At 68.9% G+C, this 25,221-nt stretch carries 26 protein-coding genes and 1 pseudogene; 7 read left to right on the forward strand and 20 right to left on the reverse strand.

Annotation, left to right across the window (positions count from 1 at the left end; all coding sequences use genetic code 11):
• Positions 1-29 precede the first annotated feature (29 nt).
• Both PFX90_RS16260 and PFX90_RS16265 read right to left on the reverse strand, forming a co-directional pair.
• On the reverse strand, positions 30-761 hold the full coding sequence (locus PFX90_RS16260) for an ABC transporter ATP-binding protein (RefSeq protein WP_285713716.1): 732 nt from the start codon (positions 759-761) through the stop codon (positions 30-32).
• A 14-nt stretch (positions 762-775) separates the two neighbouring features.
• Entirely contained in the window at positions 776-1,912 is a 1,137-nt protein-coding gene (locus tag PFX90_RS16265) for an ABC transporter permease (protein ID WP_285713717.1), read from the reverse strand.
• A gap of 95 nt (positions 1,913-2,007) precedes the next feature.
• Here PFX90_RS16265 and PFX90_RS16270 point away from each other — a divergent pair, with 95 nt between their 5' ends.
• From PFX90_RS16270 to PFX90_RS16280, 3 genes are all read left to right on the forward strand, one after another.
• Entirely contained in the window at positions 2,008-2,670 is a 663-nt protein-coding gene (locus PFX90_RS16270) for a TetR/AcrR family transcriptional regulator (protein ID WP_285713718.1), read from the forward strand.
• Between the two features lie 108 nt (positions 2,671-2,778).
• A complete protein-coding gene (ftsH, locus tag PFX90_RS16275) occupies positions 2,779-4,749 on the forward strand; it encodes an ATP-dependent zinc metalloprotease FtsH (RefSeq protein WP_285713719.1) in 1,971 nt (656 codons plus the stop codon).
• A gap of 31 nt (positions 4,750-4,780) precedes the next feature.
• Positions 4,781-5,500, forward strand: a complete 720-nt coding sequence (locus PFX90_RS16280) for a 2OG-Fe(II) oxygenase (RefSeq protein WP_285713720.1) — start codon at positions 4,781-4,783, stop codon at positions 5,498-5,500.
• Here PFX90_RS16280 and PFX90_RS17155 read toward each other — a convergent pair.
• The 14 genes and pseudogenes from PFX90_RS17155 to PFX90_RS16350 form a co-directional block, all read right to left on the reverse strand.
• A pseudogene (locus PFX90_RS17155) lies at positions 5,497-5,935 on the reverse strand (ParA family protein). The gene PFX90_RS16280 and the pseudogene PFX90_RS17155 overlap by 4 nt on opposite strands.
• Positions 5,936-6,046: 111 nt before the next feature.
• Positions 6,047-7,105 carry a DUF3667 domain-containing protein gene (locus tag PFX90_RS16290; protein ID WP_285713721.1) on the reverse strand — a complete coding sequence of 353 codons (1,059 nt, stop codon included), beginning with the start codon at positions 7,103-7,105 and terminating at the stop codon, positions 6,047-6,049.
• Between the two features lie 70 nt (positions 7,106-7,175).
• Positions 7,176-7,907 carry a ParA family protein gene (locus tag PFX90_RS16295; protein WP_285713723.1) on the reverse strand — a complete coding sequence of 244 codons (732 nt, stop codon included), beginning with the start codon at positions 7,905-7,907 and terminating at the stop codon, positions 7,176-7,178.
• A gap of 201 nt (positions 7,908-8,108) precedes the next feature.
• Positions 8,109-8,453, reverse strand: coding sequence for a DNA-directed RNA polymerase subunit omega (gene rpoZ, locus PFX90_RS16300; protein ID WP_285713724.1), 345 nt, complete (start codon positions 8,451-8,453; stop codon positions 8,109-8,111).
• Between the two features lie 96 nt (positions 8,454-8,549).
• On the reverse strand, positions 8,550-9,761 hold the full coding sequence (locus tag PFX90_RS16305; RefSeq protein WP_285713725.1) for a methyl-accepting chemotaxis protein: 1,212 nt from the start codon (positions 9,759-9,761) through the stop codon (positions 8,550-8,552).
• Between the two features lie 20 nt (positions 9,762-9,781).
• Complete coding sequence (locus tag PFX90_RS16310; protein WP_285713726.1) at positions 9,782-10,159, reverse strand: response regulator; 378 nt, start codon at positions 10,157-10,159, stop codon at positions 9,782-9,784.
• Positions 10,160-10,271: 112 nt separating this feature from the next.
• Positions 10,272-10,562, reverse strand: a complete 291-nt coding sequence (locus PFX90_RS16315; protein WP_285713727.1) for a hypothetical protein — start codon at positions 10,560-10,562, stop codon at positions 10,272-10,274.
• Positions 10,562-12,790, reverse strand: a complete 2,229-nt coding sequence (locus tag PFX90_RS16320) for a chemotaxis protein CheA (protein WP_285713728.1) — start codon at positions 12,788-12,790, stop codon at positions 10,562-10,564. The genes PFX90_RS16315 and PFX90_RS16320 overlap by 1 nt, the downstream gene beginning before the upstream one ends.
• Complete coding sequence (locus PFX90_RS16325; RefSeq protein ID WP_285713729.1) at positions 12,781-13,221, reverse strand: response regulator; 441 nt, start codon at positions 13,219-13,221, stop codon at positions 12,781-12,783. Before PFX90_RS16325 ends, PFX90_RS16320 begins: the two co-directional genes overlap by 10 nt.
• Complete coding sequence (locus tag PFX90_RS16330) at positions 13,218-14,093, reverse strand: CheR family methyltransferase (protein WP_285713730.1); 876 nt, start codon at positions 14,091-14,093, stop codon at positions 13,218-13,220. Before PFX90_RS16330 ends, PFX90_RS16325 begins: the two co-directional genes overlap by 4 nt.
• A 14-nt stretch (positions 14,094-14,107) precedes the next feature.
• Positions 14,108-14,716 carry a HEAT repeat domain-containing protein gene (locus PFX90_RS16335; protein WP_285713733.1) on the reverse strand — a complete coding sequence of 203 codons (609 nt, stop codon included), beginning with the start codon at positions 14,714-14,716 and terminating at the stop codon, positions 14,108-14,110.
• Entirely contained in the window at positions 14,707-15,822 is a 1,116-nt protein-coding gene (gene cheB, locus PFX90_RS16340) for a chemotaxis-specific protein-glutamate methyltransferase CheB (RefSeq protein WP_285713734.1), read from the reverse strand. The genes PFX90_RS16335 and cheB overlap by 10 nt, the downstream gene beginning before the upstream one ends.
• Before the next feature lie 20 nt (positions 15,823-15,842).
• Positions 15,843-17,414 (reverse strand): chemotaxis protein CheW, encoded by a 1,572-nt coding sequence (locus PFX90_RS16345; protein ID WP_285713735.1) that lies wholly within the window; start codon positions 17,412-17,414, stop codon positions 15,843-15,845.
• A gap of 23 nt (positions 17,415-17,437) precedes the next feature.
• On the reverse strand, positions 17,438-19,402 hold the full coding sequence (locus PFX90_RS16350) for a methyl-accepting chemotaxis protein (RefSeq protein ID WP_285713736.1): 1,965 nt from the start codon (positions 19,400-19,402) through the stop codon (positions 17,438-17,440).
• A 215-nt stretch (positions 19,403-19,617) separates the two neighbouring features.
• Between PFX90_RS16350 and PFX90_RS16355 the strand changes: the two genes are divergently transcribed.
• The 4 genes from PFX90_RS16355 (at position 19,618) to chrA (ending at position 22,666) form a co-directional block, all read left to right on the forward strand.
• Complete coding sequence (locus PFX90_RS16355; protein WP_285713737.1) at positions 19,618-20,418, forward strand: helix-turn-helix domain-containing protein; 801 nt, start codon at positions 19,618-19,620, stop codon at positions 20,416-20,418.
• Positions 20,419-20,479: 61 nt separating this feature from the next.
• The gene (locus PFX90_RS16360) at positions 20,480-20,824 is read left to right on the forward strand and encodes a hypothetical protein (protein WP_285713738.1); all 345 of its coding nucleotides are present in this window, start codon (positions 20,480-20,482) and stop codon (positions 20,822-20,824) included.
• On the forward strand, positions 20,821-21,171 hold the full coding sequence (locus PFX90_RS16365; protein WP_285713739.1) for a hypothetical protein: 351 nt from the start codon (positions 20,821-20,823) through the stop codon (positions 21,169-21,171). The genes PFX90_RS16360 and PFX90_RS16365 overlap by 4 nt, the downstream gene beginning before the upstream one ends.
• Before the next feature lie 151 nt (positions 21,172-21,322).
• Complete coding sequence (gene chrA, locus PFX90_RS16370; RefSeq protein WP_285713740.1) at positions 21,323-22,666, forward strand: chromate efflux transporter; 1,344 nt, start codon at positions 21,323-21,325, stop codon at positions 22,664-22,666.
• Here chrA and PFX90_RS16375 read toward each other — a convergent pair.
• The 4 genes from PFX90_RS16375 to PFX90_RS16390 all read right to left on the reverse strand — a co-directional run bounded on the left by PFX90_RS16375 (position 22,663) and on the right by PFX90_RS16390 (position 25,112).
• Entirely contained in the window at positions 22,663-23,466 is an 804-nt protein-coding gene (locus tag PFX90_RS16375) for a lipid II flippase family protein (RefSeq protein ID WP_285713741.1), read from the reverse strand. The two genes, chrA and PFX90_RS16375, sit on opposite strands and share 4 nt — an antisense overlap.
• A 21-nt stretch (positions 23,467-23,487) precedes the next feature.
• Positions 23,488-24,261, reverse strand: coding sequence for a sulfite exporter TauE/SafE family protein (locus tag PFX90_RS16380; RefSeq protein WP_285713742.1), 774 nt, complete (start codon positions 24,259-24,261; stop codon positions 23,488-23,490).
• Between the two features lie 95 nt (positions 24,262-24,356).
• A complete protein-coding gene (locus tag PFX90_RS16385; RefSeq protein WP_285713744.1) occupies positions 24,357-24,524 on the reverse strand; it encodes a YezD family protein in 168 nt (55 codons plus the stop codon).
• Between the two features lie 147 nt (positions 24,525-24,671).
• On the reverse strand, positions 24,672-25,112 hold the full coding sequence (locus tag PFX90_RS16390) for an RrF2 family transcriptional regulator (RefSeq protein ID WP_285713745.1): 441 nt from the start codon (positions 25,110-25,112) through the stop codon (positions 24,672-24,674).
• Positions 25,113-25,221 lie beyond the last annotated feature (109 nt).

Consider the following 25,221-nt stretch of genomic DNA (forward strand, 5'->3'; position numbering starts at 1 on the left):
TCCTCGGCGGGTTGGAGAGGGTAGGGGTGTCAGTGGTCATCGGGCATCTCGGTGCCGTCATGGGTGATGCGCCCGTCCTCGAGCACGATGATGCGGTCGGCGAGATCGAAGATGCGGTTGTCGTGGGTGACGATGATGCAGGCGCGGTCGGGCGAGACGGCGACCTCGCGCAGCAGGTCCATCACCCGGCGGCCCGAGGAGGCATCGAGCGCGGCGGTCGGCTCGTCGCACACGACGAGGCGCGGCTCGTGGACGAGGGCGCGGGCGATGGCGACGCGCTGCTGCTGCCCGCCCGAAAGCTGGCGCGGCAGCTTGTCGGCCTGGTTGCCGATATTGAGCTTGTCGAGCAGCACCTTGGCCCGCTCGCGCGCTTCCTTGATCGGCACGCCCTGCGCGATCAGCGGCACCGCGGCGTTGGCGGCGGCGTCGATCGAGGGGATGAGGTTGTACTGCTGGAAGATGAAGCCGATGTTCTTGAGGCGGAAGTTCACCAGCTCGGTATCGGTCAGCTTGTAGATGTCGGTGCCGAACACGCGCACCTCGCCCTCGGTCGGGTAGAGGATGCCGCACATGATCGAGATCAGCGTGGTCTTGCCGCTGCCGCTCTCGCCCACGACGTAGGTGAGCTCGCCCGGGCGGATGTCGGTGTCGATCCCGTGGAGCACGCGGATGGTGGTCTGCCCGGCCTCGAAATCGCGGGTGATGCCGCGCGCGCAGATCGCCGCTTCGGGGGCGCAGCCGGGGGTGGTTTGCTGGGTCATGATCGCCGTCTCGCTCACCGGAACACCGCCGCCGGTTCGGTCCTGAGCACGCTTCGGATCGCGATGAAGCCGGTCAGCGCGAGGATGATCACCACCGCTGCAAGGCTGATCAGCGGGATCTGCCAGGGGATGTAGAAGCCCTTGAAGAACGGGTTCGACCCGAAACCGCGGATGAAGGCGATGGTGCCGACGACGCCGATGCCGTAGCCGACCAGCCCGACGAGGCCCGCCTGCACGCCGACCATCTGCATGATCTTGCTGTTGGTCACGCCGATCGCCTTCAGCGCGCCGAACTGCTTGATGTTGTCGCGCAGGAACAGGCTGAAGGTGAGCCCGACGATCGCCACCCCGACCACGAAGCCGAGGAACACCGTGATCCCGAAATTGATCGGGATGCCGGTGTTCTCGATGATGAAATTGACGCCCGCCTGCGCAAGTTCGGCGCGGGTTTCGGCCTTGAGGCCGGTTTCCTGCTCGATCCGCGCGGCCACGGCCTCGGGCGTCTCGCCCTTGGCCACCCCCACCAGCACGAAGGACAGGCGGTTGCGCGTGCCGGGGACGAAGTTGAGGGCGCTCGAATAGCGGGTGTAGAGCGTCACCTGGCTGGTGAAGGAGGGAATCGCGTCGGCGATGCCGCGGATGATCGCGCGCTGGTCGTTCAGCTCGAGCCGCTCGCCCAGCGGGCTCGCGCCGTTCGAGAACAGGCGGTCGACCCCGACATCGTCGATCACCACCGTATCGGGGGCAAAGAACACCGACTTGTCGCCCACCGCCATGCGCTTGGGCAGGCCGATGAGGGTCGCATCGTCGACCCCGATCACCGTCACGCCTTCGAGATCGCCGTCCTTGGTGCGGACATTGGCGACCGCGCGCAGATGCGGCACGGCCCATTCGACCCCGGGGATCGCGCGCACCTTGTCGAGCGCGGTGCCCGGCATGGCATAGCTCACATCGGTGGTGCGGCTGACCGGGTCCATCACCCACACCTCGGCCTCGGGCGCGTTGTAGACCCCGCTTGCCCCGCGTTCGACGAGGTTGACGAAGATCGTCATCTGCTGGGTGATGAGCAGGGTCGAAAAGCCGATACCGAACAGCAGCCCATAGAACTTCTGGGCGTCCCCGGTGAGCATTCTGATGGCGATCCAGAGCACGTGGGCAGGAACCTTTATCAGCAGGTGGGGTTGCGCGAGGGAGAGACTCGCTGCATTATTGAACGGTCGCGTTTAACTGAACGGAGCCGTTCATTTTGTCAATCGGGCATTCAGCCAGTCCTGAAAAAAAACCTGTTCGCCGGAAAGCGGGCAGGCCGCTCGATGCCGCCAAGCGCGCCGCGATCGTCGACAGCGCGGCTCATCACTTCTTCCACCACGGCTATGCCGCCACCGCGATCGAGCAGATTGCGGCCGATGCGGGCGTCTCCAAGGTCACGATCTACAACCAGTTCGGCGACAAGCGCGCGCTCTTCACCGCTGCGGTCGAATGCGAATGCGAGAAGATGCGCGGGCACTTCTCGCTCGACGCCACGCCGCAGGGCACCATCCGCGAGCGCCTGACCGCCATCGGCGAGGCGGTCTACGGCTTCCTGTTCCGCCCCGAGATGATCCAGTTCGAGCGCCGCATCGCCGCCGAGACCGAGGCCGATCCCGCGATCGGCATCGCCTTTCTCGAAGCCGGCCCGTGGCGCATGAAGCAGGGCTTCGGCGCGTGGCTGGCGCGCGAGCGCGAGCTGGGCGAGTTGGCGATCCCCGACCCCATGCTGGCGGCCGAGCAATTCGTCTCGATGGTCAAGGGCATGGGCGATCTCGAGCGCCGCTTTGGCGCCAGCGGCAGCGCCGCCGAGCGCGACCGGCGGATCACCGGGGCGGTCGATGTCTTCCTCGCCGCCTACGGTAAGCGGCAAGATCGATAATTCGCACCCTCGTGTTCGAAAATTAGCATCGGCTCCGCGCCCGCGCATTATCTTGCCATTCACAAGCGGCATCCTACATTGCGAAGCTGACGAAAGGATTCCCCGAGCATGAGTCAGCAGAACGATCCCCAGCCGCAAGGCGAAGGCCCCAACCCCTGGGTCAAGCAGCTGATGATCTGGGGCGGGATTTTCCTCGCCCTGCTGTTCGTGGTGACGATCTTCACCAACTCCAGCCAGTCGGCCGGCAGCGCGATGCGCTATTCCGATTTCCGCGCGGCGGTCGCCCAGGGCGAGGTGCAGGACGTGCAGATGGGCAGCGATGTCATCACCGGCACGCTCAAGAACGGCGACAGCTTCACCACCGTGCCGGTGCCGAACGACGTCGAAATCACCAAGCTGATGGAAGCGAACAACGTCCGCTTCACCGGCAAGCAGCGTGAAAGCCAGAACATCCTGCTGTTCATCCTCCTGAATTCTCTGCCCTTCATCCTGATCCTCGGGATCGCCTTCTTCGCCCTCAGGCAGATGCAGAAGGGCGGCGGCGGCGGCGCGATGGGCTTCGGCAAGTCCAAGGCCAAGCTGCTGACCGAGCGTTCGGGCCGCGTGACCTTCGATGACGTCGCCGGGATCGACGAGGCGCGCGAGGAGCTGCAGGAAATCGTCGAGTTCCTGCGCGATCCGCAGCGCTTCTCCAAGCTTGGCGGGCAGATCCCCAAGGGCGCGCTGCTGGTCGGCTCGCCCGGCACCGGCAAGACGCTCCTTGCGCGCGCGATCGCGGGCGAGGCGGGCGTGCCGTTCTTCACCATCTCAGGCTCGGACTTCGTCGAGATGTTCGTCGGCGTCGGCGCCAGCCGCGTGCGTGACATGTTCGAACAGGCCAAGAAGAACGCGCCCTGCATCGTCTTCATCGACGAAATCGACGCGGTCGGCCGCTCGCGCGGCCACGGCCTCGGCAATTCGAACGACGAGCGCGAGCAGACGCTGAACCAGCTGCTCGTCGAGATGGATGGCTTCGAGGCCAACGAAGGCATCATCATCATCGCCGCCACCAACCGCCCCGACGTGCTCGACCCCGCGCTGCTGCGTCCGGGCCGGTTTGACCGTCAGGTGGTGGTGCCGGTGCCCGATATCGACGGCCGCGAGAAGATCCTCGGCGTGCACATGAAGAAGGTGCCGCTGGCGCCGGACGTGAACCCCCGCGTGATCGCGCGCGGCACCCCGGGTTTCTCGGGTGCTGACTTGGCGAACCTCGTCAACGAAGCCGCGCTGCTGGCTGCGCGCCGCAACAAGCGGCTGGTGGCGATGCAGGAGTTCGAGGACGCCAAGGACAAGGTCATGATGGGCGCCGAGCGTCGCAGCATGGTGATGACCGACGACGAGAAGAAGATGACCGCCTATCACGAGGCCGGCCATGCTATCGTCTCGGTGCACGAGCCTGCCTCGGACCCGATCCACAAGGCCACCATCATCCCGCGCGGCCGCGCGCTGGGCATGGTGATGCGCCTGCCCGAGCGTGACTCCTATTCCTACCACCGCGACAAGATGCACGCGAACCTCTCGGTCTCGATGGGCGGCCGCGTGGCGGAGGAGATCATCTTCGGGCACGACAAGGTCTCGTCCGGTGCCTCGTCCGACATCCAGTACGCGACCAACCTCGCGCGCAACATGGTGACCCAGTGGGGGATGTCGGAAAAGCTCGGGCCGCTCCAGTATGAGGAGCAGTCCGAGGGCTATCTCGGCTATGGCCAGGCGCAGCGGACCTTCCGTTCGGGCACGACCAACGAGCTGATCGACAACGAGATCAAGGGCCTCGTCGAAGGCGCCCACAAGCGCGCGACCGAGATCCTGACGACGCACGAGGACCAGCTCCACCTGCTCGCCCAGGCGCTGCTCGAATACGAGACGCTGTCGGGCGAGGAGATCAACGCGCTGCTCGAAACCGGCAAGATCGACCGTCCGGACGCCCCGCGCGGGCCGGTGCTGGCGGCCCCGGTGCGCGGCTCGGCGATCCCGCGCGCGGGCAAGCGTTTCGGCCCCGCCAAGGACAGCGGCGACGAGGCGGGCGTCAACCCCGCCTGATCCGCACAGAGCCGCCGCGCGGAGCCCGGTGATGGAAGCCTTCAGCCTGCACGGCGGGATCGACGCTGCGGCGCTTGCGGAGGAATTCGCGCGGGCCAAGCGGGTGACGATCGCGCCATTCCTGGCCCATGAGCAGGCGCTGGCGCTCCATGCCCTGCTCCAGACGCGCGAGGATTGGCGCCAGGTGATGAACAGCGGCCCCGACAAGGTCTTCGAGCTCGACCGTGCAACCCGCGCGGGCTTCACCCCCGAACGGCGCACGGCGATCGACGAGGTGGTCTATGCCGGGGCCCGCAACGACTTCCAGTTCCGCTATGAAAGCGTGCGCGTGCCGGACGAGGACGAGGCACGGTCCGCCTCGGACGATCCGCTGTTCGCCTTTGCCCGCTTCATGTCGTCCGGCCCCGCGCGCGATCTGCTGCGCACGGTCGTCGGCGAGCCGGAGGTTGCCTTCGCCGATGCGCAGGCGACCGCCTTTTCCCCCGGCGATTTCCTCACCCGCCACCACGATCACGTCCCCGGCAAGAACCGCATCGCGGCCTATGTCTTCAGCCTCAACCCGGTGTGGCGGATCGAATGGGGCGGATTGCTGCTGATGCACCATGTGGGCGACGAACATGGCGCGGATGCGCTGGTGCCCGGGTTCAACCGGCTGAACCTTTTCGCGGTCCCCCAATACCACTCGGTCTCCGAAGTCAGCCGCGCCGCGCCCTGCGCGCGCTATTCGGTGACCGGCTGGCTGCGGGGCTAGGCGGGCAGGGCTGCGGTCTTCGCGGCGCGTTGCGCCAGCTTGCGCTCGATCCCGTCCCACAGCCGCGCGAAGGCACCCACCGGCCGCCGCTGCACGGCGCATTGCTCGATCACGTTCACCATCGGGATCGCAGGCCACGCCGGGTTGGCCGCCAGCGCCTCGCGGTGGAGCGTGCGCCGCCGGTCGATCATCGAGAGCACCGGCAGGATCGGCGCCAGCCTGTGGCGCTGGCCCATCCGCAGCAGCATCGCAGCGAGCTCACGCAGCGAGCTGTCGGCCGGCAGCAGGTCGAGCCCGACAAAGCAGCTGGGGTGGATCAGGGTGTGGGCGGGGATGTCGCCGGCAAACAGGCTGCGCGCTGCACCAAGCGAGGTTGGTGGCTATTGTCGTCTTGCCGACGCCGCCCTTTGCGCTGTAGACCGCGATCACCGCCATCTCGCACTCCTGCGTGTGCACCTGCCCTTCGTAAGTTAAGGCGCAAGCGGACCGGCGAGGTGTTTCCGCCGCGGCACAGGCCGAGCGCTAATGCTTGCGCGCCGACGGCGCTCAGAAGGCTCCGAGAAGGCCTAGAATAATCACGAACAGCAACACCACGATCTGCATGCAGAACACAAGCGCGCAGAACCGCCAGAACGCCGAAAAGCGGCTGAGGCCATAGGCATTGCGAAGCTGCTTGTAGAGGTGGAGGGGGGCGCCAATCGCGAACAGCAAAAAGGCCCAGCCGCCGCCATCCGGAATCGTGCTGAGGATCGACATGACGATGAACAACAGCGACATGAAGCTCAGGGAGTAGGTGACGAATACCGCGTGGTCATAGGCCTTGAACTGCCGCCGCCATGCGAACATCAGCCACAGGAACGGCACCGATAGAGGGATCAGCAGCCAGCTGAATTTGTACCCGTTGGCCTGGAGCTTGTAGAGCATAAGGCCCGGGTTCTTCTTCCATTTTTCCAGCAGAACCTTGTCAAACCACGGCATGCCCGTGTTCACGCTGACGACCTTATCCTTCGCGTCGCTCGGGCTTCCTGCCTTGGCAAAAACCAGATTCAGCCCCTTGAGCTCGCTGTCGATCTGTGAGCGGCGGGGGCTTTTGGCGGGTAGGGTGGCGCGCTCCTTTTCAAGCGCTTCCATCTGCTTGCGCACTTCGGTCTGAACCGGATTGTCGCCGTCCGATCCGAACAGATCGTTTGCAATATCGGTTGGCGCTCCGATGCCGACCATCTGGAACACCGCGAACATGGCAAAGACGGTGAACAGGAACATCGCCATCGGGCTGACGAATTTCGCCCGCTCGCCCGCGATGTAGCGGCGGGTGAGCTGGCCGGGCTTGAAGGTCAGCAGCGGCAGCGTCTCCCACAGCTTGCCGTCGAGGTGCAGCACCCCGTGCATGATGTCGTGGCCGATCGCGGCAAGGCTGCGGTGGATGTGGGCCTTCTGGCCGCATTCGGGGCAGAAATTGCCCGAGAACACGGTCTGGCAATTGGCGCAGGTGACCGGCCCGGCGTGGGCGTGCTCCCCCGCCTCGCCGGCCTTCTCGCGGTCGAGCGTGCGGCCGAGCAGCCCGCCCTCGATCGCCGTCCCCAACCCTTCGCCGAAATCGCTCATGCATTGCGCCCCTGCTTCGCCGCGAACTATAGGCGCAATTGCCGCGGGCACGAAAGCGGGGATTTGGCCCCTATTTGCTCGCGAGCTTGCGCTCGATCGCCGTCCACAGCTGCGCGATCGCGCGCGCGGCGGGCGAGCGCGGGGCGAAGGCGCCGACCGGTTGGCGCAGGCTCGCGCATTGTTCGACCGCGCTTGCGAGCGGGATCGCTGGCCAGGTCGGGTTCGCCTCGCGCGCGGCCTTGTGGAGCGAGCGGCGCAGGTCCAGCATCGAGAGCACCGGCAGGATCGGCGGGTGCCCCTTGCCGGTCCCGCGCACTTCCTCGACCACCACCTCGAAGGCGCGGGCCGAGAGCGGCGAGGGTGGCAGCGGCACGATCACCAGATCGGCAGCGCGCATCACCTGCGCGGAAAGCTCGTTGAGCACCGGCGGGCAATCGAAGATGATCCGTTCGTAGTTCTTGCCCAGTGCCTCGGCGAGCCGCGCCAGCCGCTTCTTCTTGCCCAGCTTGTCGAGCCGGCGGTCCAGCGCGCGGATGCTCTCGTCCGCGGGCAGCAGGTCGAGCCCGGGATAGGCCGTCGGTTGGATCAGCTTCTCGGGATCGGCGCCCTCGTCGAACATGCTATCGGCGCTGCGCTTCTTCCTCGGGTCGATCCCGAGGAGAAAGCCCGATCCGTTCGAGGCGTCGAGGTCCCACAGCAGGGTCTTGCGGCGCGAGATGGCGCTGGCGCACCACGCCAGATTGACCGAGAGCGTCGTCTTCCCGACCCCGCCCTTGACGCTGTAGATCGCGATCGATGCCATGCGTCCCGTCCGTGTTGCAGTTTGATTGCAGGGACGAGGGATAGCGCTGCTGCTGCCATTGGCAAGCGTGGGGCGCGGCGGTCAAACGGCGGTCAAACGCCGGTCAAACATGACGCGCGCAAAGCAAAAGGGCCGGCTCTCGCCGACCCTTGCCATTTCTTGTGATGCAGCGCCGAGGGGCGAACCCCCGGGCCCGGGCAATCAGCCGTCGTAATCGCCGCCGAGCGACGAGGTGCGCGCGGGCGCCGAGGCGGTGATCCGCAGCGCTTCGGCCGACTGGCTGAGCGAGCCGATCTCGTCGGCCTCGTCCTCGTCGTCGGGGAGGATCTTCTGGAGGCCGGTCACCAGCGATTCATGCAGGCCCGCCGGGGTGATGGTTTCCTCGGCGATCTCGCGCAGCGCGACGACCGGGTTCTTGTCGCGGTCACGGTCGATGGTCAGCTCGGCCCCGCCCGAAATCTCGCGCGCACGCTGTGCGGCGAGCAGCACCAGGTCAAACCGGTTGGGAACCTTGTCGACGCAATCTTCAACGGTAACGCGTGCCATGAGCGGGCCTTTTGCAAGAATCGCGAATATAGGGAAGCGCGCCAGCTAGGGCGGTGCCCTCGCGAAGTCAAGGAAAAGGCGGGGAGGCCAGCGGCATCAGAACAGCTCGATCCGCCGCACCGGCGCTTCGGCGGCCATGTCCGCCGGGGCCTCGCCCCCGCCGCCGAACACCGCGTGCACCACCTTCTGGCTTTCCATCACATAGCTGCGCTGCTGGTCCTCGAGCAGATCGCGCACGCTGCGGCGGCCGTCCACGCCGTCCGCCGCTTCGGCCGCGAGCGCCCGCAGGTCGCCGAGCGCATCGCCGACCTGGCCGAGCCGCTGCCGCATCACGTCCTCGAACTGCAGGCGCCCGAGAATGTCCGAGAGCGAATGCACCAGATCGCCGTGCCCGGCCTCCATGATCGCGATCAGCTCGCCCAGCCGCGCGCTGATGGCGGCGATCTCGGCCTGCGCCGCATCAAGCTCGCCCATCAGCCGCGCCACTTCCTGCGTGCCGGCATCGTTGCGGCCGGGCATGGCGGCGCTGATCTGCGCCTGCATCCGGTCGGCGAAGGAGTTGATCCGCTGGCCGACATTGCGCGCACCCTCGGCGGTCTGGGTGGCGAGCGCGCGCATCTCGGTCGCGATCAGCCCGAAGGCCTTGCCGGCCTCGCCGTGGCGGTGCGCCTCGACCGAGGCGTTGACGGCGAGGAAGAAGGCCTTGTCGGCGACCTGCGAGATCACGTCGACCGCGCCGCGCAGCTCGTGGAATTCCTGCGCCAGCTGTTCGAGCCCCTGATAATTGCCCGCGATCATCCGGTCGCGCTCGGCGAGCATGGCGCTCAGCCGGGCGATGATCGTCCCCGGCACCGCGACCGCCGCGCGCATGGTGGAAACGCCCGAAAGCGAATGGGCGATCCGCTCGCGTTGCCCGGTCGAGAGGCGGCTCACCACCTCCACCTGTTCGACCACCGCCATCACCCCTTGCGCGACATCCTGCTGCACGCCGTCGATCTGGCCGCGCAGCGTGTCGAGGAAGGGCAGGGTCGCTTCGATGTCCTCGCGCAAGGGTTCGGGCAGGTCGGCGGGGCCGAGAATGGTCACGCCGCCGAAACCGAGGAAGTCGGACGCGCGCCGCTTCATCGGGCCGATGAAGGGCGGCGGGGCGGGGCGCGGGCGCTGGGCGAGCACGAAGGCCGCGGCCGCGGCGCAGATCAGCGCGGCCGACGCCCATGCGCCCTCGACCGCCGCACCGGCGAGCGCGGCGGCGAGCAGCAGGGCGCCGGCCAGCCAGCGGCGCGGGTGGAGGGGGCGGGCGAAGACCACGGGCGCGCGTCTTGCGGGTGTCAGGCCGCCGCGGGCAGCACCTGGCGGACCACGCCGACGAGGTCAGGGCCGGACAGCGGCTTGACCAGCCAGCCGGTCGCGCCGAGGCGGCGGCTCTCCTCGCGCTTGGCCGGATCGCTTTCGGTGGTGAGCGTCAGGATCGGGGTGAATCGGCAGGACGGCAGGGCGCGCGCGCCGCGGATGAATTCGAGCCCGCCCATGTTGGGCATGTTGATATCGGTGATGATGAGATGCGGCCGCAGCCCGCCTTCGAGCATCGCGAGCGCGCGCGCGCCGTCGCTGGCGCTTTCGACGGCGAAGCCGTTCATCTCGAGCGTGCTGCGCAGGCTCATGATCATGGTCGGGGAATCGTCGACGATCAGGATGGTCTTGCTCATGGTGCTGCTTGTCCTTGCCAATGTCGCTTGGCCGCGTGCCGGATTTTTGCCGAGCGGGATGAATTCCGGAGCCACGGCGGCCCCGCGGTAACTACGTAGTCGGGCCGGGCGATCAGGCGGCGACCTTGCGGCGACGCCGCGCGGGCTTTGCGGGCGGCGGGTCTTCCGGCAGGACGAGCACCGGGGCGAGCCAGCGCGCGAGGGTCTCGTCCTGCGGCGCGGCGGTCACGTGCGGCGTCAGCGCCATCAGGCATTGCAGCACCGCAGCGTGCATCCCGGTGCAGGCGGCCAGATCGACCTTGCGCGCGGCGCCTGCGATCAGCCACGCGGCGAGATCGCCCGCCTCCTCGACCGCGGCATGGCCTTCGACCACCGCGCGCGTCTTGTCGTAGCGGATCGGCATCACAGCATCTCCTTCAAGTTGAGCACCAGCAGCACCCGCCCGTCGCCCAGCACTGCGGAGCCGGAAAAGCCGCTCATGTGGGCGAGGATCCCGGCGAAGGGCTTGAGGATGATGTCCATGCAGGTGCCGAAATCGTCGATCACGAGGCCGATGGTGGCGTGGCCCAGGCGCAGGATCAGGACGGATTCGAGCTTGGCCGGATGCGGCTCCATGCCCAGCAGGCTGCGCAGGCGGGCGATGGGGATGACAGCATCGCGCAGCACGATCGCCTCGGCGCTCTTGAGGCGGCGGATGTCGGCGGGATCGACCTTGACGGTCTCGATCACCAGGTCGATCGGAATGCCGTAGGCCTGCCCGCCGAGGTCGATCGTCAGCACCCGCGTGACCGCCATCGACAGCGGCAGTTCGAGCCGCACGTGGGTGCCCTCGCCGCAGCGGCTCTCGAGCGTGACAGTGCCGCCCAGCCGCTCGACCACGCTGCGCACCGCGTCCATCCCGACCCCGCGGCCCGAAAGGTCGGAGACGGTCTCGGCGGTCGAGAAGCCGGGGAGGAAGACCAGCTGCACGGCCTGCGCATCGGTGAGCTGCGCGGCGCGGGCCTCGTCGATCAGGCCGCGCTCGATCGCCTTGGCGCGCACGCGTGCGGGATCGACGCCGCGGCCATCGTCGGTGACGTCGATCACCACCCGGTCGGCCTCCTGCGCGGCGGCAAGGCGCACGCAGGCGGTCTCGGGCTTGCCCGCGGCGAGGCGCGCTTCGCGGCTCTCGATCCCGTGGTCGAGGCTGTTCCTGAGGATGTGGGTGAGCGGTTCGGCGAGCGCTTCGATCACGTTCTTGTCGGCCTCGGTCGCCTCGCCCTCGATCTCGAGCCGGACGAGCTTGTCCTGCTTCCTCGCGATGTCGCGCACCAGCCGGGGGAAGCGCTTGAACAGGTCGCCGACCGGCATCATCCGCACCTCCATCACCGCGCTCTGGAGCTGGCGGGTGATGCGGTCGATGACGGCGTATTTGTCCTTGATCTCGCGCGCGAGCTCGCGGCTGCCGAAGCGGGCTTCGGCATCGCGGGCGAGGAAGGGGAGGGCGTTCTTGGCGACCACCATCTCGCCGACGAGGTTCATCAGCGTGTCGATCTTGGCCTGCTCGACGCGGAGCGTGCGTTCGGCGGGGGTATCGGAGCGGGTGGCGGAGCCTTCCGCGATGGCGAGCGGCTCGGGTTCGGACGCGGGCGGGGCGGTGGCGAGGAGCGCGGCAATCGCGGCGGCAGGCTCTTCGGGCGGCACCGGCAGGCCGAGCGCGGCGGCGACATTGCGCAAGGTCGCCGCGACGTGCGCGCCCCCGCGTGGATGTTCGGCGAGCGCGCGGCGTTGGGCCTCTATCAGCTCCACCGCGAGCGGGCTGAGGGGGCCCGTCGGCGCCTTCGGCGCCTCCGGGTCCGGCGCGGGTTCGGATTCGCGCAGGCCGATGGTGACGGCATCGGGCATGTAGCGGAAATGCGCCTCGACCTCGCTGTGCGGGGCCTCGGACACCAGCCGGAAGACGAGGTTGCAGACATAGGGGTCGAAGGCTTCGGGCGCGGCCCAGGGCTCGCGCGGGGCGAGTTCGGACCACACGAGGCCCGGAAGCGATTGCGCGATCCGCAGGGGATCATCGCCGCTGAAGAAGCAGGATTCGTCGGGGGTGTATTCGATGGTGACCAGCGGCGCGCCCTCGGGCAGCCCGGCGGCATCGGCCCAGGCGTGGCGCACCGCAGCGGCGGCCGGGGCGGGTGCTCCCTCCGCCCCCTCCAGCCCCGCCAGCCGCGCGCGGTAGATCGCGGCGTAGCGGCGCGCGGTCTCCATCAGCTCGGGCGGCAGGCTCCCCTGCGCGGCGAAGAGCTCGACCCAGCGGCCGACATGGTCGAGCCCCTCGAACAGCGCGTCGGCCGCGCCGCTGTCCATCCTGAGCCGCCCCTCGCGCATCGCGCCCAGCAGGTCCTCGCCCGCGTGGACCAGATGCACTAGCGCGGGCAGATCGAACAACCCGGCCGCGCCCTTGATCGAATGCACCGCGCGGAAAAGCGCGCCCATCGCCTGCCCGTCATCCGGATCGCGTTCGAGCGCGAGCAGCGCCTCGCCCGCTTCCTCGAGCAGCTTGCGGCTTTCCTCGACAAAGCTGGCGGCGAGCTGCGCCATCTCGGCGTTCGCTTCGGCCGGCGGCGGGGCGTGGGGGGCGGGCTTCTTCAGCGGCATGGCACACCTGTCATCAGCTTGACCGTCGCCACGAAACGTTCCGGGTCGACCGGCTTGGTGAGGTAGAAATTGGCCCCCGCCTGATAGGCGCGCGCGATGTCGCCCTCGGCGGCTTCGGTGCTGAGCATCACCGCCGGGATCGCCTGCAAGGCGGGCGTGCGGCGCACCTCGGCGAGGAAGGCGTAGCCGTCCATCCGGGCCATGTTGATGTCGACCACGAAGAGGTCGAAGTCCTGCTCCAGCGCCTGCTCGAGCGCCTCGACCCCGTTCACCGCCTCGGCCACTTCGAAGCCCTCGCGCGCGAGCAGCTGGGCGCAGTAGAGGCGCACGGTGAGCGTGTCGTCGACCACCAGCACGCGCGGGCAGGGGGCGGGGCCGCGCGGGAAGGGATGCTCTCCGAAAGGCTGGGGGCCAAAAGGCTGGATCGTCATGAGAGGGGCCTCTGGTGGACGAGGGCTTCGGGAAACTTGCGCGGGGCAAACAGGCCGGAGATGCGGCTCATGCTCTCCGAATGGCCGAGCGCGATGAAGCCGCCCGGATTGAGCGCGTCGTAGAAATGCTCGGCCGTCCGGCGGCGCGAGGGGTCGTCGAAATAGATCAGCAGGTTGCGGCAGAAGATCACGTCGATCCGGCGGATCCGCGCCATCGCGACGGGGTCCGAGACGTTGACGAGGCTGAAGTCGATCGAATCCCTGAGGTCGCCGATGATCTGCCAGCTTTCGGCCCCGCGCTGCTCGAAATAGCGGCTGCGGATGCGCGGGCCCACGCGGTGCAGCGCGCGCGGGCCGTAGACCCCGGCGCGCGCCTGTTCCAATGCGCGGCTGTCGATGTCGGAGGCAAGGATCTCAATGTCGAAATCGCTCGCACGCGGCCAGTCTTCCAGCACCGAAATCGCGATCGAATAGGGCTCTTCCCCGGTCGAGCAGGGGACCGACCAGATGCGGATCGGCGGATCGCCCGGACGCTTGCGGTCGGCGATCTCGTCGAGCATCCGGCGGGTGAGGCAGGTGAGCTGGTAATCCTCGCGGAAGAAATAGGTCTCGTTGACCGTCATCGCGTTGATCAGCGCCTGCAATTCCGCGCCGTCGTGCTCGAACTTCACCAGCGCGAGATATTCGCGCAAGTTCGCGCAGCGGGTCGCCGCGATGCGCTCCTCGAGCCGCTTGTCGATGAAATAGCGGCGGCTGGCATCGAGGCTGATGCCGGTCTTGCGGTAGAAGAAATCGCAGAAGCAGACGATGTCCTCGAAGGCGAAGATCGCCGCGCCGGTCTTGCCGGGATCGAGAGAGGGGGAAGCGGCCACGACCCTGTCGCGCTTCAGCCGTCGCCGAGCCGGCGCAGCGCCATGTCGATGGCGAAGGCGAGATAGGCGCTGCCGGCAAACCGCGCGCGGATCGCCTCCAGCCCGGCGACCGCGCCGGGCGCGCCGGTGCTGCCGAGCGCTTCGGCAAGGTGCGCGGCGACATTGGGCTCGTCCTCGCGCGCGGCGAGCGCGATCAGCCAGTCGCAGGCCTCCGCGCGGTGGAGCCCGGCGGCGAGCAGCACGGCAAAGCTGCGGACATCGGGATCGGCATGGTGGCCGAGCGGTTCGAGCATGGCGGTCGCCGCGTCCGGCATCGCGCTCAGGGCCTCTAGCGCGCCGTTGCGCAGGGCCGGATCGTCCTCGGTGAGGAGCCCTGCCGTGGCCTGTGCCGCTTCAAGACTGCCGCAGTCCGCCAGCGCCGAGAAGGCCGCGGCCCGCACGCTGCGGTCGGCTTCGCTGCGCAGCAACCAGACCAGCGTCTCGACCGCGCCCTCGGCGTCGGCCGCAAGCCCCTGCACCGCGCGGCGGCGGATAGCGGGATCGGGATCGGTCAGGCTCGGCGGCGCGAGCTCCGCATCGGGGAGCGCGAAATCGCTGCGGCTGCCCGCTTTCATCAGGCCCATGAGCTTCTCCTTGGGGCTGGCCGTGCTTGCCCGCGCATCCGGGCATGGGCGACCCGTTCGAGCCGCGCGGCAATCTGGGCGGCGGGCAGGATTTCCGAGGCCCCGCCGCGCTCGACCAGCGCGCGCGGCATGCCGTAGACGACGCAGCTCTCCTCGCTCTCGGCGATGGTGTGCCCGCCCGCCTTGCGCAGCTGTGCGAGCTCGGCCGCGCCGTCATCGCCCATGCCGGTGAGCAGCACGCCGATGAGCGAATCCGCGGTGACGACCTTCATCGCCGAGGCGACGAGGCGGCTCATGCTCGGGTGCCAGGCGTGCTCCCTGGAGGCCGGAACCATCGCGGCGAACAGGCTGCCGCCGCGCTCCTGCACGATCATGTCGGCATCGCCGCGCGCGAGGTAGATCGTGCCCGCGCGCAGCTCGGTCTGGCGGCGCACTTCCTCGACCCGGATCAGGCAGCACTGGTCGAGGCGCTGCGCGAAGTGGCGGGTGACGCTGGCGGGCATGTGCTGGCAGACAAGGATCGGCATGGGGTAATCATTGGCGAGCGCGGAGAGGATTTCCTCGAGCACCGCCGGCCCGCCGGTCGATGCGCCGATCAGGGTCAGCGCCTCGTTTCCCGGGCCATAGGTCGCCTCGCGCACGCGGGGGCGGTGGGGCGCGCGCATGATCGCGTCGCGCCGGGCGACGAGCCGCTGCCTGAGGCCGGTCGCGCGGCGCACGCGGGCACCGGTCGCGGCGAGAACCTTGGCGATGATCACGTCCTCCTGCTCGCGCAGCGCGGTCGAGACCGTGCCGCCCGGCTTGTGGACGAAATCGACCGCGCCGAGCGCCACCGCCTCCAGCGTGGCGAGCGCGCCTTCCTCGGTCAGCGAGGAGATCATCACCACGGGCCGCGGAAATTCCTCCATGATCCGGCTGAGGCAGGTCAGTCCGTCCATCTCGGGCATGTTGATGTCGAGCGTGACGACATCGGGCTGGTCCTCGGGGATCCGCGCGAGCGCCTCGGCGCCGGTGCGCGCGGTCACCACCTCGAACCCGCCGCGGGTCAGGATGTCGCCGATCTGGCGGCGCATCAGCGCGGAATCGTCGACGACGAGCGCCTTCATGGTCGCGTCCCCTCGGGCTGTCAGGCAGCGGCTGCCACGGGTTCGAGGTCGATCAGCTTTTCGGTATCGAGCAGCAGGATCATGCGGCGCGTGTCCGGCAGGTTCGCCACCCGGCGGATCATCCGCCGCGCCGGGTCGGTCATCTCGGGCGCGGGCTTGATGTCGGCCCGTGCGATGCGCATCACTTCGGCGACGCTGTCGACAATGAACCCGGTCTGCGTGCCCGCGATGGTGAAGACGACGATGCGCTGGCGATCATGGTCCTCGCAAGCGGGAAGGCCGAAGCGCGCGCGCTGGTCGACCAGCGGGATCACCGCGCCGCGCAGGTTCATGACGCCGCGGATATAGTCCTCGGTGCGCGGCACCTTGGCGAGATCCTCGGGCACGCGGACGATCTCCTGCACCGTGGCGATCTCGACCCCGAACTCCTCGTCCTCGAGCCGGAAGACGACGAATTGTTCCATATCCTCGGCGCGGGTCGCGGTGCGGCTGGCGGTGTGGGTCATGGCGGCCTCCTGATTGTCCTCGACGTCCTTGATCGCCTCGGCGACGGCGGGGGCTTCGAACATCGCCTCGGCCGAGAGGATCGAGACGAGCCGCTTGCCGCCATCGAGGCGGCAGATCGCGGTGATTTCGGCAAGGTTGCGGTCGGCGGCGAGCATCGGGGGCATGGCATCGACCCCGCTGCGGCGCACCCTGAGCACTTCGTTGACCTTGTCGAGCAGCAGGCCGACGACCAGCGCGCTCGCGCCTTCTCCCAGCGAGACCACCGCCACGCGGTCGGTCTCGGCGGAGTCCTTGGCGGCAAGGCCGAACAGGCGGCGCAGGCTGACCACGGGGAGCAGCCGGTCGCGCAGGGCGATGACGCCGACGACGCTGGTGGCGGCCTTGGGGACGCGGGTCACCGCCTCGGGCAGCTGCACGATCTCGCGCACCGACTGGATCGGGAGGGCATATTCCTGCCCCGCGACCTCGAAGCTGACGAGCTGGATTTCCTCGTCGGCGGCCGCCTCGGGGGCCTGCGCGGCGGCAGCGGAAGCCTCGCCCCCGGCGGCGAGCAGCCCTGCGCCCGCCATGCCGCCCAGTGTCAGTGCATCGAATTCCTGCGCGATCAGCCGCGCGCTATCGAGCACCATGACAAGGCCCAGCGCGCCCTGATCCTTGATAACGCCGCGCAGCAGATCGGAGCGGACGCTGGTCTCGACCCCGGCGGCATCCTCGATCCGCGCGGCATCGACCGAGACCACGCTCACCACCCGATCGACCACGATGCCGACCGGCTGGCCGTGGTCGAGCACCACGACGCGGGTCGCATCGTCGGGCTCGGCGGCCTCGCACCCGAACAGCGCGCGGGTGCTGACCACGGGGAGCACCGTGCCGCGCAGATTGGTGAGACCTTCGAGGCTCGGCGGGGTGAGCGGCACCCGCACCACCTGCGGCATGCGGACGATCTCCTTCACCTCCTCGAGGCCCACCGCGAAGGTCTCGCCGTCGACGGTGAAGACGGTGAACTGCCGCTGGCCGCTGCCCCCTGCCAGCTCTGCGGGCGGGGGGACTTCGCCCGCGGCGGCATCTATTTTCGAATGCTTCATCGCATCGGCCCTTTCGCAGGGGTTCAGGCGTTCGACTGGAGCTCGTCGGCCATCGAGGCGACATCCTCGATCGCCACCGCCAGCTCCTCGGCGCCCTGGCTCTGCTGCTTGGCAGCGCTGGCGGCCTGCGCGGAGGCCTGGTCGGCCTGGGTCGCGGCGGCGGCGATCTGGTTGATCCCGGCCTGCACCTCGGTCACCTGCCTGAGCATCTCGTCGGCGGCCTCGCGGATCGACTTGTTGCCGCCCAGCACCTCGGCCATGTCCTCGGTGACCTTGGCAAGATCGGCGGTGATCGCCTTGTTGGTCTCGACCTCGCCGAGCGCGGCGCTGCTGATCTCGTCGAGATCGCCCGCGACATTGGCGATCTGTTCCTGGATGGTGCGCACCAGATCCTTGATCCGGTCGGCGTTCTCCGAGGATTCCTCGGCGAGGTTGCGGATGTCGTTGCTGACCACCGCGAAGCCCTGCCCGAAATCGCCCGCGCGCGCGGCTTCGACCGAGCCGTTGACCGCGAGCATGTTGGTCTTGATCCCCACCGTGGTGATCGCCTCGACGATCTTGTCGATCTTGCGCGAGACCTGCCCCAGCTGCGTCACCTGACCGCGCAGGGCGGCGTTGCTGTCGACCGAGGCGGCGACCCCGGCGATCATCTCTTCGACCGAAGCGCGGCTCTCGGCGATGAGGCCCGAGACCGCCTCGCCGCGCTCGAGCCCGGTCAGCGCGGCTTCGGCGGAGAGCTGGGCGCCCTTCCTGATCTGCTCCATCGCCGCGCCCGACTGGTTGGCCGCCGCCGAAGCGGTGCGCGCACCGCCCGCGATCTGGTCGATGGCGACGAGGATCTGGCTCGCCGAACGGTTGATTTCCTCGACCGCGCTCGAAAGCTCTTCGGCCGCCGAGGCGACTTCTTCGGCGCTCTTCCTCACGTCGGTCGAGTTCTTCATCTCCTCGGCGACTTCGGAGAGATTCTGCGCGGTCTGGTCGCATTCGCGCAGCGCGGCGGCCTGCTGTTCGAGCGTCGCGGAGACTTCCTCGCAGGCCGCCGATTGCTCGGCCGCCGCGCTGGAAATGGCCTCGGAGCCCTTCTGCGCCTCGACCACCGCGGTCTCGCTTTCGGAATTGAGCCGGGCGATGGTTTCCGCGCCGGTCAGGATCGCCTCCATGTCCTGCCGGATCCCGGCGAGCCGCATGGTCACGTCCGCGCCCTTCTGCGCCTCGCTGCGCGCCGCCTCGGCCGAGGCGAGGATGCCCTCGGCAATCACCTGCACCTCGGCCTGGATCTGGCCGACCAGCGACTGGATTTCCGACGCGCTCTTCTCCGAGGTTTCCGCGAGCGTGCGCACCTCGTCGGCGACCACCGCGAAGCCCTTGCCGTGTTCGCCCGCGCGCGCGGCCTCGATCGCGGCATTGAGGGCGAGGAGGTTGGTCTGGTCGGCGATCCGCGCGACCGCCTTGACGATTTCGCCGATATTGGTCGCCTGCGCTTCCAGATCGCTGACGGTCTTGACCGAGGCGGTCTGGCGCTCCGAGGCGGTCTCGAGCGCGCGGACGGAGGCGTCGATCTGGGTGCGGTTGGTTTCCAGCAGGCGCTGTAGGTCGCGGGTCCGATCAAGCGACACATCGGCGGCGCTGCGGCAGTCGCGCACCAGCGTGCCGATCATCGCGACATTGTGGAGCGATTGCTGCGAGGCGCTGGAGGCCTGTTCGGCACCCGCGGCGATCTGGGTCATCGCCGATTGCAGCAGCTCGAGCGCCTCGGTCGCCTCGGCGACACCGCCGGCGAATTGCGTGCTGGCCGCAGCGATGCGCTCGGCCGCCTGCTGCTGGCGGGCATAGGTGCGCGCGGCGCGCTTCTTCGCGTCGGCCTCGCGGGCGGAAGCGCCCTCGCCGGCGGTCTTCGCCCGCGCCTTGGCGGTGCCCACAGCCTTGTCGGCGAGCACGCCATTGGGGACGCCTGCCCCGTTCAGATTTTCCCTTTTGACCAGCGCCATCACCTTCACTCCAGAATGTCACGGGGCGTGCACCGGCGGGATGCAGGCGCTTTCGAACCGGATCGTGTGGGCGCAGGATGTAGAGCGGCGAGGCGTTCACGGGCCTTGCGGGGGGCATGCGTAATATTGCGGGTTGGTGGTGGCACGGGGAGGGGGGCGGTCCCGGCGCGGCGCGCCCCTTCGCGGGCGGCCTGCGATGGTGTAAGCGGGCGGGCGTGCCCGCGCTGCCGCAGACCCGTTTCGTCACCGCCGCCCCGCCTGCCGCCATCGCGCAAGGCGTGTTCGAGCTGTGGCAGCTCGAAGACGACGGACGGCTCCACGCGGGCCTGCCCAAGCCCTATGTCGAACTGGTCGTCAGCCTCTCAGGCGTCCACTGGTGGCGGCCCGCGATCGAGGGGGCGGAGCATCTCTATTGCGATGCCTGGGTAACGCCGATCCAGTCCGGGCCGCGCTTTGCCCGCTCGGTCGGGCGTCGCCACCTGATCGGCGCGCGGCTTGAGCCGTGGGCGGCGCAGGCGCTGCTCGGTGCGCTGCCGCCCGGTGACGGCATGCCGCCGCCGCGTCTCGCCGAGGTCTGGGACGCCGACGAAGCGCGCGCGCTGGTGGAGCTGCTGCGCGCGGCGGGGAGCGACGCGGCGCGCTTCGCGCTGTTCGGACGCTGGCTCGCCGAGCAGAACGCGCTTGGCGGCGCGCGGCCCGATTTCGGCGCGCTCGCCGATGCCGCGCGCGCGGGCGCTCTGGCCGAGGCGCTGGGGGTGCACCCGCGAACCCTGCGCCGCACCTTCGCCCGCGCCGCCGGGCTCAGCCCCAAGCGCTGGCTGCGGCTCCACCGGCTCGATGCGGTGCTGCGGCGCGCGGGCGGAGCGGAGCAGTCGCTCGCCGATCTCGCGCAGGAGCTGGGCTATGCCGATCAGGCGCACCTCACCCGCGATGTCGGCGCGCTGACCGGCGCGACCCCTGCCGCGCTCCAGAAGCGTGCGGAGAACCTGCCGCCGCATCTTTTTCCGCTGAGCTGACCGCTTTGTTCAATCCTTCCTCGCGCCGCCGCGCCAAAGGAGCGGCAAAGGAGACCACGCGATGACGATGTTGCGCAAGATTGGCGGGGTGGTGGGCGGCGTGCTGGCGACCGGACTGGTGATTGCCGGGGTCGAGACCGCCGGACACAGCATAGCGAGCGGGGAGGCGGTGTTCGCGCTGGCGGTCGCGGGCTACGGCCTCGGCGCGCTGGCGGGTTCGGCGGTGTGCGCGGCGCTGGCGGGACGCAGCCTCAGCATCGCGGTGCCGCTGGTGCTGGGCGTGCTGGCGCTTATCAACCTTTTCGCCTTTCCCCACCCGGTGTGGTTCGTCCCCGCCGCCGCCATCGCGCTGGCGAGCGGCTGGTGGCTGGGCGCGCGACTTGCCGAAAGGAGGTTCGCCCGATGAGCGAGTTCGAGCCGCTGTTTGCCGAGCTGCGCGCGCTGATGCAGACCCATGCCGCTGGGCTGGTGATCGCCGATGACACGCCCGGCCATTTCGTGATGAACAACCCACACCCCGATCCGGCCGCAGGTCGCCCCGAATGGTTCGGCACGGTGGCGATCAAGAAGGCCTATGTCGCCTATCACCTCTTCCCGCTCTACACCCACCCGATGATCGGCGAGGGGATGTCCGCTGCGCTGACGCGTCGGCGCCAGGGCAAGAGCTGCTTCAACTTCAGGAAGCCCGATCCCGCCCTGTTCGCCGAACTCGCCCGCCTGACCGAAACGGCCGCAGCGCTGGTGCGGGGGTAGCGCGCCGGGTCTTGCACCGCCACGCCGGCCCCGTTATCTCCCCTTCCACGGGGCCGAGCAACCTCCCGTCCAGGCCGAGAAAAGCCCAAGCGTTGCCTCGTCATCACCCCTTCGCGTGTCTGCGTGCGGCGGGGCCATTTTCGAGGTAGGCATGGCCGATACGGACGCATCGATTGCTGCACCGGGCGCGGATAGCACCGCACCCTCTTTCTCCGAACTTCTCTCCGCCTTCACCCGCATCGGGTTCCTCTCCTTCGGCGGGCCTGCCGGGCAGATCGCGCTGATGCACCGCGAGCTGGTCGAGGAGCGGGGCTGGGTGGCCGAGGAGGATTTCCTCCATGCCCTGAATTTCTGCCACCTGCTCCCCGGCCCCGAGGCGCAGCAGCTGGCGACGTGGATCGGGTGGCGGCTCGGCGGCGTGCGCGGGGGGCTGGCGGCGGGGCTTCTGTTCGTCATTCCTGGCGCGTGCATCATCCTTGCACTCTCGGTGTTCTATGCGCTCGCGGCGAACCTTGGCTGGGTGGCGGCGCTGTTTCTCGGAGTGAAGGCGGCGGTGCTGGCGATCGTGGTGCAGGCACTGCTTCGGATCGCAGGGCGGGCGCTCGACACGGGGGTCAAGAAGGGGCTGGCGGTAGCTGCTTTTGCGGGGCTGTTCCTGCTCGACTTGCCGTTTCCGCTGATCGTGCTCGGATCGGGGGTAGCGGGCATGGTGATCGCGCGCACGCGGCCCGACCTGCTCGCCTTGAAGCCCGCAAAGGGCGGTGGGACGCTGCCTCCCAATCCGTGGCGCACGACGATTGCTTCGGTGCTGGTGTGGGGCGCGATCTGGGCTGCGCCGATGGTGCTGATCGCCGCGACGCTGGGGCAGGATCATGTGTTGTGGCAGGTGGGCGCGTTCTTCTCGCAGCTGGCGATCGTGACCTTCGGCGGGGCCTATGCCGTGCTCGCCTATATGGCGCAGGAGGCGGTGCAGGGGTTCGGCTGGCTTCAGGCGGGGGAGATGGCCGACGGGCTGGGGCTGGCCGAGACCACGCCGGGGCCGCTGATCCTGGTGACGCAGTTCGTCGGCTACCTCGCCGCCTTCCGCGCGCCCGAGCCCTTCTCGCCGCTGGTCGCCGGGCTGCTCGGAGCGGGGCTGACGACCTGGGTGACCTTCGCGCCGTGCTTCCTGTGGATCTTCGCCTTCGCGCCGTGGATCGACCGGTTGGGGCAGGCGGTGTGGCTCAAGGGCGGCCTTGCGGCAGTGACCGCGGCTGTCGTCGGCGTGATCGCCAACCTCACCGCGTGGTTCGCGCTCCACGTGCTGTTCGCCCGCGTCGGCGAGGTCGAGGCGGGGCCGCTGCGCCTGTCATGGCCCGAACTTGCCAGCTTCGACTGGCGCGCCGGGGTGCTGGCGGCGCTCGCCTTTGCGCTCGCCTTCGGGGCCAAGTGGGGCGTGCTGCGGCTGCTGGCGGTGTGCGCGGCTGGAGGGCTGGCGCTCAGCCTTGTGGGCTAGAGCCAGTGCGCGGCGTAGGCGATGGCGATTGCGGCGGGCACCAGCATCACCTGCGCCAGCAGCGTGCCCGCCAGCCGGCTCAGCGAGACCCAGATCATGGCCCGCCGGAAGGTCGCCTCGCTCACCGAGCCATCGACCACATCGTCGGTCAGCGCCGAGATCTGCGGGTCGATCAGCGCGAACAGCAGGATGGTCGCAAAGCCGTTGACGATCGCGGTCATCTGCGAGGCGGTGACGCGGAATTCGGGGACGAGGTAACCGGCATAGAGCGAAGCGATCACCCCCACCGCCAGCAGCGCCTGCGCCAGCGCATTGGCGATCAGCACGCTCCAGCTGACCCCGCGCTCGCCCTTGAGCGACTTCAGCGTCTCGCCCGAGGGGATCGCGACCGAATCCCGCAAGGTGGCGAGGCCCGAGGGCGTCATCGAGCGCAGGATCAGCCGGGTGGTCGAACGGTTGGTCTGGAAGAAAGTGATCGCCGCGGCGAACACCCGCTGGCCGGTCGGCACCAGCACGATGCCGAGCGCCACCGAGGCAGCGGCGGCGAACAGCACCAGCCTGAGGTCCCAGATCAGCATCGCGCCGTCGCCGGTCGCCAGCGCGGTCTCGATCCGCTTGGCGAGGAAGGGGCCGAGGAAGCCGTTCGAGGTGCGGCTGACCAGCAGCAGCACGTTGAACAGGGCGAAGGACAGCGCGATGCGTCCCGTCCGCACCCCCGCGATCCGCGCCGCATAGGCGAGCGCGCCGATGAGGTTGATCACGCCGGTCAGCGCGCAGATCAGCAGCAGTTCGGTGTCCATTGGGTATCCCGTGGCCCGCCCTTAGATGATCGGCCAAGCCCTGTAGATGCTGTAGGCGCTCGTCACGATCAGCACCAGCGAGACCGCAAGCAGCAGCGTGCGCGGCTGGACGCGGCTCGCCAGCACGGCTCCGAAGGGCGCGGCGACCACCCCGCCGATGATCAGCCCGCCGGTGATCAGCGTGAAGGCGGCGGGGCCCAGGGTCAGCAGGAAGGTGACCGAGATCGACAGGGTGAGCAGGAATTCGGCGGTGTTGACCGTGCCGATCACCTTGCGCGGATCGCCGCCCTGGATCAGCAGGTTGCTCGTCACCACCGGCCCCCAGCCGCCTCCGCCCGCCGCGTCGAGAAACCCGCCCGCCAGCGCCAGCGGGCTGGTGAACTTGGGGTCCTCGAACTTGGGGCTCGAGAGGCGGATCGCGCGCCACAGCAGGTAAAAGCCGATGCCGGTGAGGTAGAGCATCACGAAGGGCCGCGCCGCGCTCGCGTCGATGTTCGAGAGGATATAGGCCCCCGTCACCCCGCCCAGCACCCCGAACGGCACCAGCCGCCGGAACAGCCCCCAGTCGACATTCCTCTGCCACATGTGGCTGAGGCCCGAGGCGCCGGTGGTGAACATCTCGACCAGATGGACGCTGGCAGACGCGCTCGCCGGGGGCACGCCCATGGCGCTCACCAGCAGGGTCTGGGTGGTGACGCCGAAGGCCATGCCCAGCGCCCCGTCGATCATCTGCGCGGTGAAGCCGATCGCGATGAACGGCAGGATGTCGAGCACGAGCTGGGTGATGTCCGGCATGAGGCGGTCCTCTTACGCGACGGGGGAAGGGGCGGGTATTTCGGAAAGTGACGACGACGGCTGCGCTGCGGGTGCGCGGGTCACCGGGCAGGCCGTCAGTCGGTCAGCCGCTTCCTCTCGGTCACGTCGATCTGCATGACCTTGCCGTCATGCACGGTGAGCTGGATCGCGCCATAGCGCAGACGGCCGAGCGCCTCGCTTACCAGCCCCAGGGCCTCGGGCAGAACGCCGCCGGACGCCGTGTCTTTCTCAGAGTGGTCCATCAATGGGCCTTTCCTTGCGCGGGGAGGTGCCCGCCGGGCAAGGAAGTAAACTCTAGCGATTTGCTTGACAATAGGGCGAACGGCGCAGTTTTTCTGTCGCCGGTCGGAAGGTGGGCTTTATGCGCCGGGCCGCCGAAGGCCCCGGTCTCAGACCGTGTCGCCCTCGAACGGGGGGACCGGCGTGATCGGGTCGGACAGGCGGATCCCGTCGAGGATCTGCGCCGTCCGGTCGCGCACGTCGAGCATCAGCGCGCGGGTGCGGCATTCGCCTTCCTCGAGGCAGTTCTGGCATTTCTCGTGGGCATAGCGGCTGGCGCAGGGCACCAGCGCGAGGCTGCCACGCATGTGGCGGATGAGGTCGCCATAGGTGATGTCGAGCGGCGGGATCGCGAGCCAGTAGCCGCCGTCGCGCCCACGCAAAGATTCGACCAGGCCCGAACGCGTCAGCTCGGACAGGATCACGGTCAGGAACTTGGCCGGGATCTTCTGCTCCTCGGCGATCGCGGCAAGCTGCACCGGCCCCTGCCCGTAATTGTCGGCCAGGTGCTGCATCGCGCGGATCGCGTAGCGGGTCTTCTGCGACAGCATGGGGGATCGTCTATCCGCCCCGCAAACTGTGCGGTCAAGGGCGGGAGAGCCCCGAACCCGCGCTCGTCCACGCTCGCAAGCCTGCCCCCGTTCACCGCGCGGGGCTGTC

Origin of the sequence: Erythrobacter oryzae, assembly GCF_030271515.1 — a bacterium.
Classification (GTDB): domain Bacteria; phylum Pseudomonadota; class Alphaproteobacteria; order Sphingomonadales; family Sphingomonadaceae; genus Erythrobacter; species Erythrobacter oryzae.

Coding starts and splice junctions, on each gene's coding strand:
- PFX90_RS16260 (WP_285713716.1), bottom strand. CDS start 761: ATGACCCAGCAAACCACCCCCGGCTGCGCCCCCGAAGCGGCGATCTGC.
- ftsH (WP_285713719.1), top strand. CDS start 2,779: ATGAGTCAGCAGAACGATCCCCAGCCGCAAGGCGAAGGCCCCAACCCC.
- PFX90_RS16280 (WP_285713720.1), top strand. CDS start 4,781: ATGGAAGCCTTCAGCCTGCACGGCGGGATCGACGCTGCGGCGCTTGCG.
- PFX90_RS16290 (WP_285713721.1), bottom strand. CDS start 7,105: ATGAGCGATTTCGGCGAAGGGTTGGGGACGGCGATCGAGGGCGGGCTG.
- PFX90_RS16295 (WP_285713723.1), bottom strand. CDS start 7,907: ATGGCATCGATCGCGATCTACAGCGTCAAGGGCGGGGTCGGGAAGACG.
- rpoZ (WP_285713724.1), bottom strand. CDS start 8,453: ATGGCACGCGTTACCGTTGAAGATTGCGTCGACAAGGTTCCCAACCGG.
- PFX90_RS16310 (WP_285713726.1), bottom strand. CDS start 10,159: ATGAGCAAGACCATCCTGATCGTCGACGATTCCCCGACCATGATCATG.
- PFX90_RS16315 (WP_285713727.1), bottom strand. CDS start 10,562: ATGCCGATCCGCTACGACAAGACGCGCGCGGTGGTCGAAGGCCATGCC.
- PFX90_RS16320 (WP_285713728.1), bottom strand. CDS start 12,790: ATGCCGCTGAAGAAGCCCGCCCCCCACGCCCCGCCGCCGGCCGAAGCG.
- PFX90_RS16325 (WP_285713729.1), bottom strand. CDS start 13,221: ATGACGATCCAGCCTTTTGGCCCCCAGCCTTTCGGAGAGCATCCCTTC.
- PFX90_RS16335 (WP_285713733.1), bottom strand. CDS start 14,716: ATGGGCCTGATGAAAGCGGGCAGCCGCAGCGATTTCGCGCTCCCCGAT.
- cheB (WP_285713734.1), bottom strand. CDS start 15,822: ATGAAGGCGCTCGTCGTCGACGATTCCGCGCTGATGCGCCGCCAGATC.
- PFX90_RS16345 (WP_285713735.1), bottom strand. CDS start 17,414: ATGAAGCATTCGAAAATAGATGCCGCCGCGGGCGAAGTCCCCCCGCCC.
- PFX90_RS16350 (WP_285713736.1), bottom strand. CDS start 19,402: ATGGCGCTGGTCAAAAGGGAAAATCTGAACGGGGCAGGCGTCCCCAAT.
- PFX90_RS16360 (WP_285713738.1), top strand. CDS start 20,480: ATGACGATGTTGCGCAAGATTGGCGGGGTGGTGGGCGGCGTGCTGGCG.
- PFX90_RS16365 (WP_285713739.1), top strand. CDS start 20,821: ATGAGCGAGTTCGAGCCGCTGTTTGCCGAGCTGCGCGCGCTGATGCAG.
- chrA (WP_285713740.1), top strand. CDS start 21,323: ATGGCCGATACGGACGCATCGATTGCTGCACCGGGCGCGGATAGCACC.
- PFX90_RS16375 (WP_285713741.1), bottom strand. CDS start 23,466: ATGGACACCGAACTGCTGCTGATCTGCGCGCTGACCGGCGTGATCAAC.
- PFX90_RS16380 (WP_285713742.1), bottom strand. CDS start 24,261: ATGCCGGACATCACCCAGCTCGTGCTCGACATCCTGCCGTTCATCGCG.
- PFX90_RS16385 (WP_285713744.1), bottom strand. CDS start 24,524: ATGGACCACTCTGAGAAAGACACGGCGTCCGGCGGCGTTCTGCCCGAG.
- PFX90_RS16390 (WP_285713745.1), bottom strand. CDS start 25,112: ATGCTGTCGCAGAAGACCCGCTACGCGATCCGCGCGATGCAGCACCTG.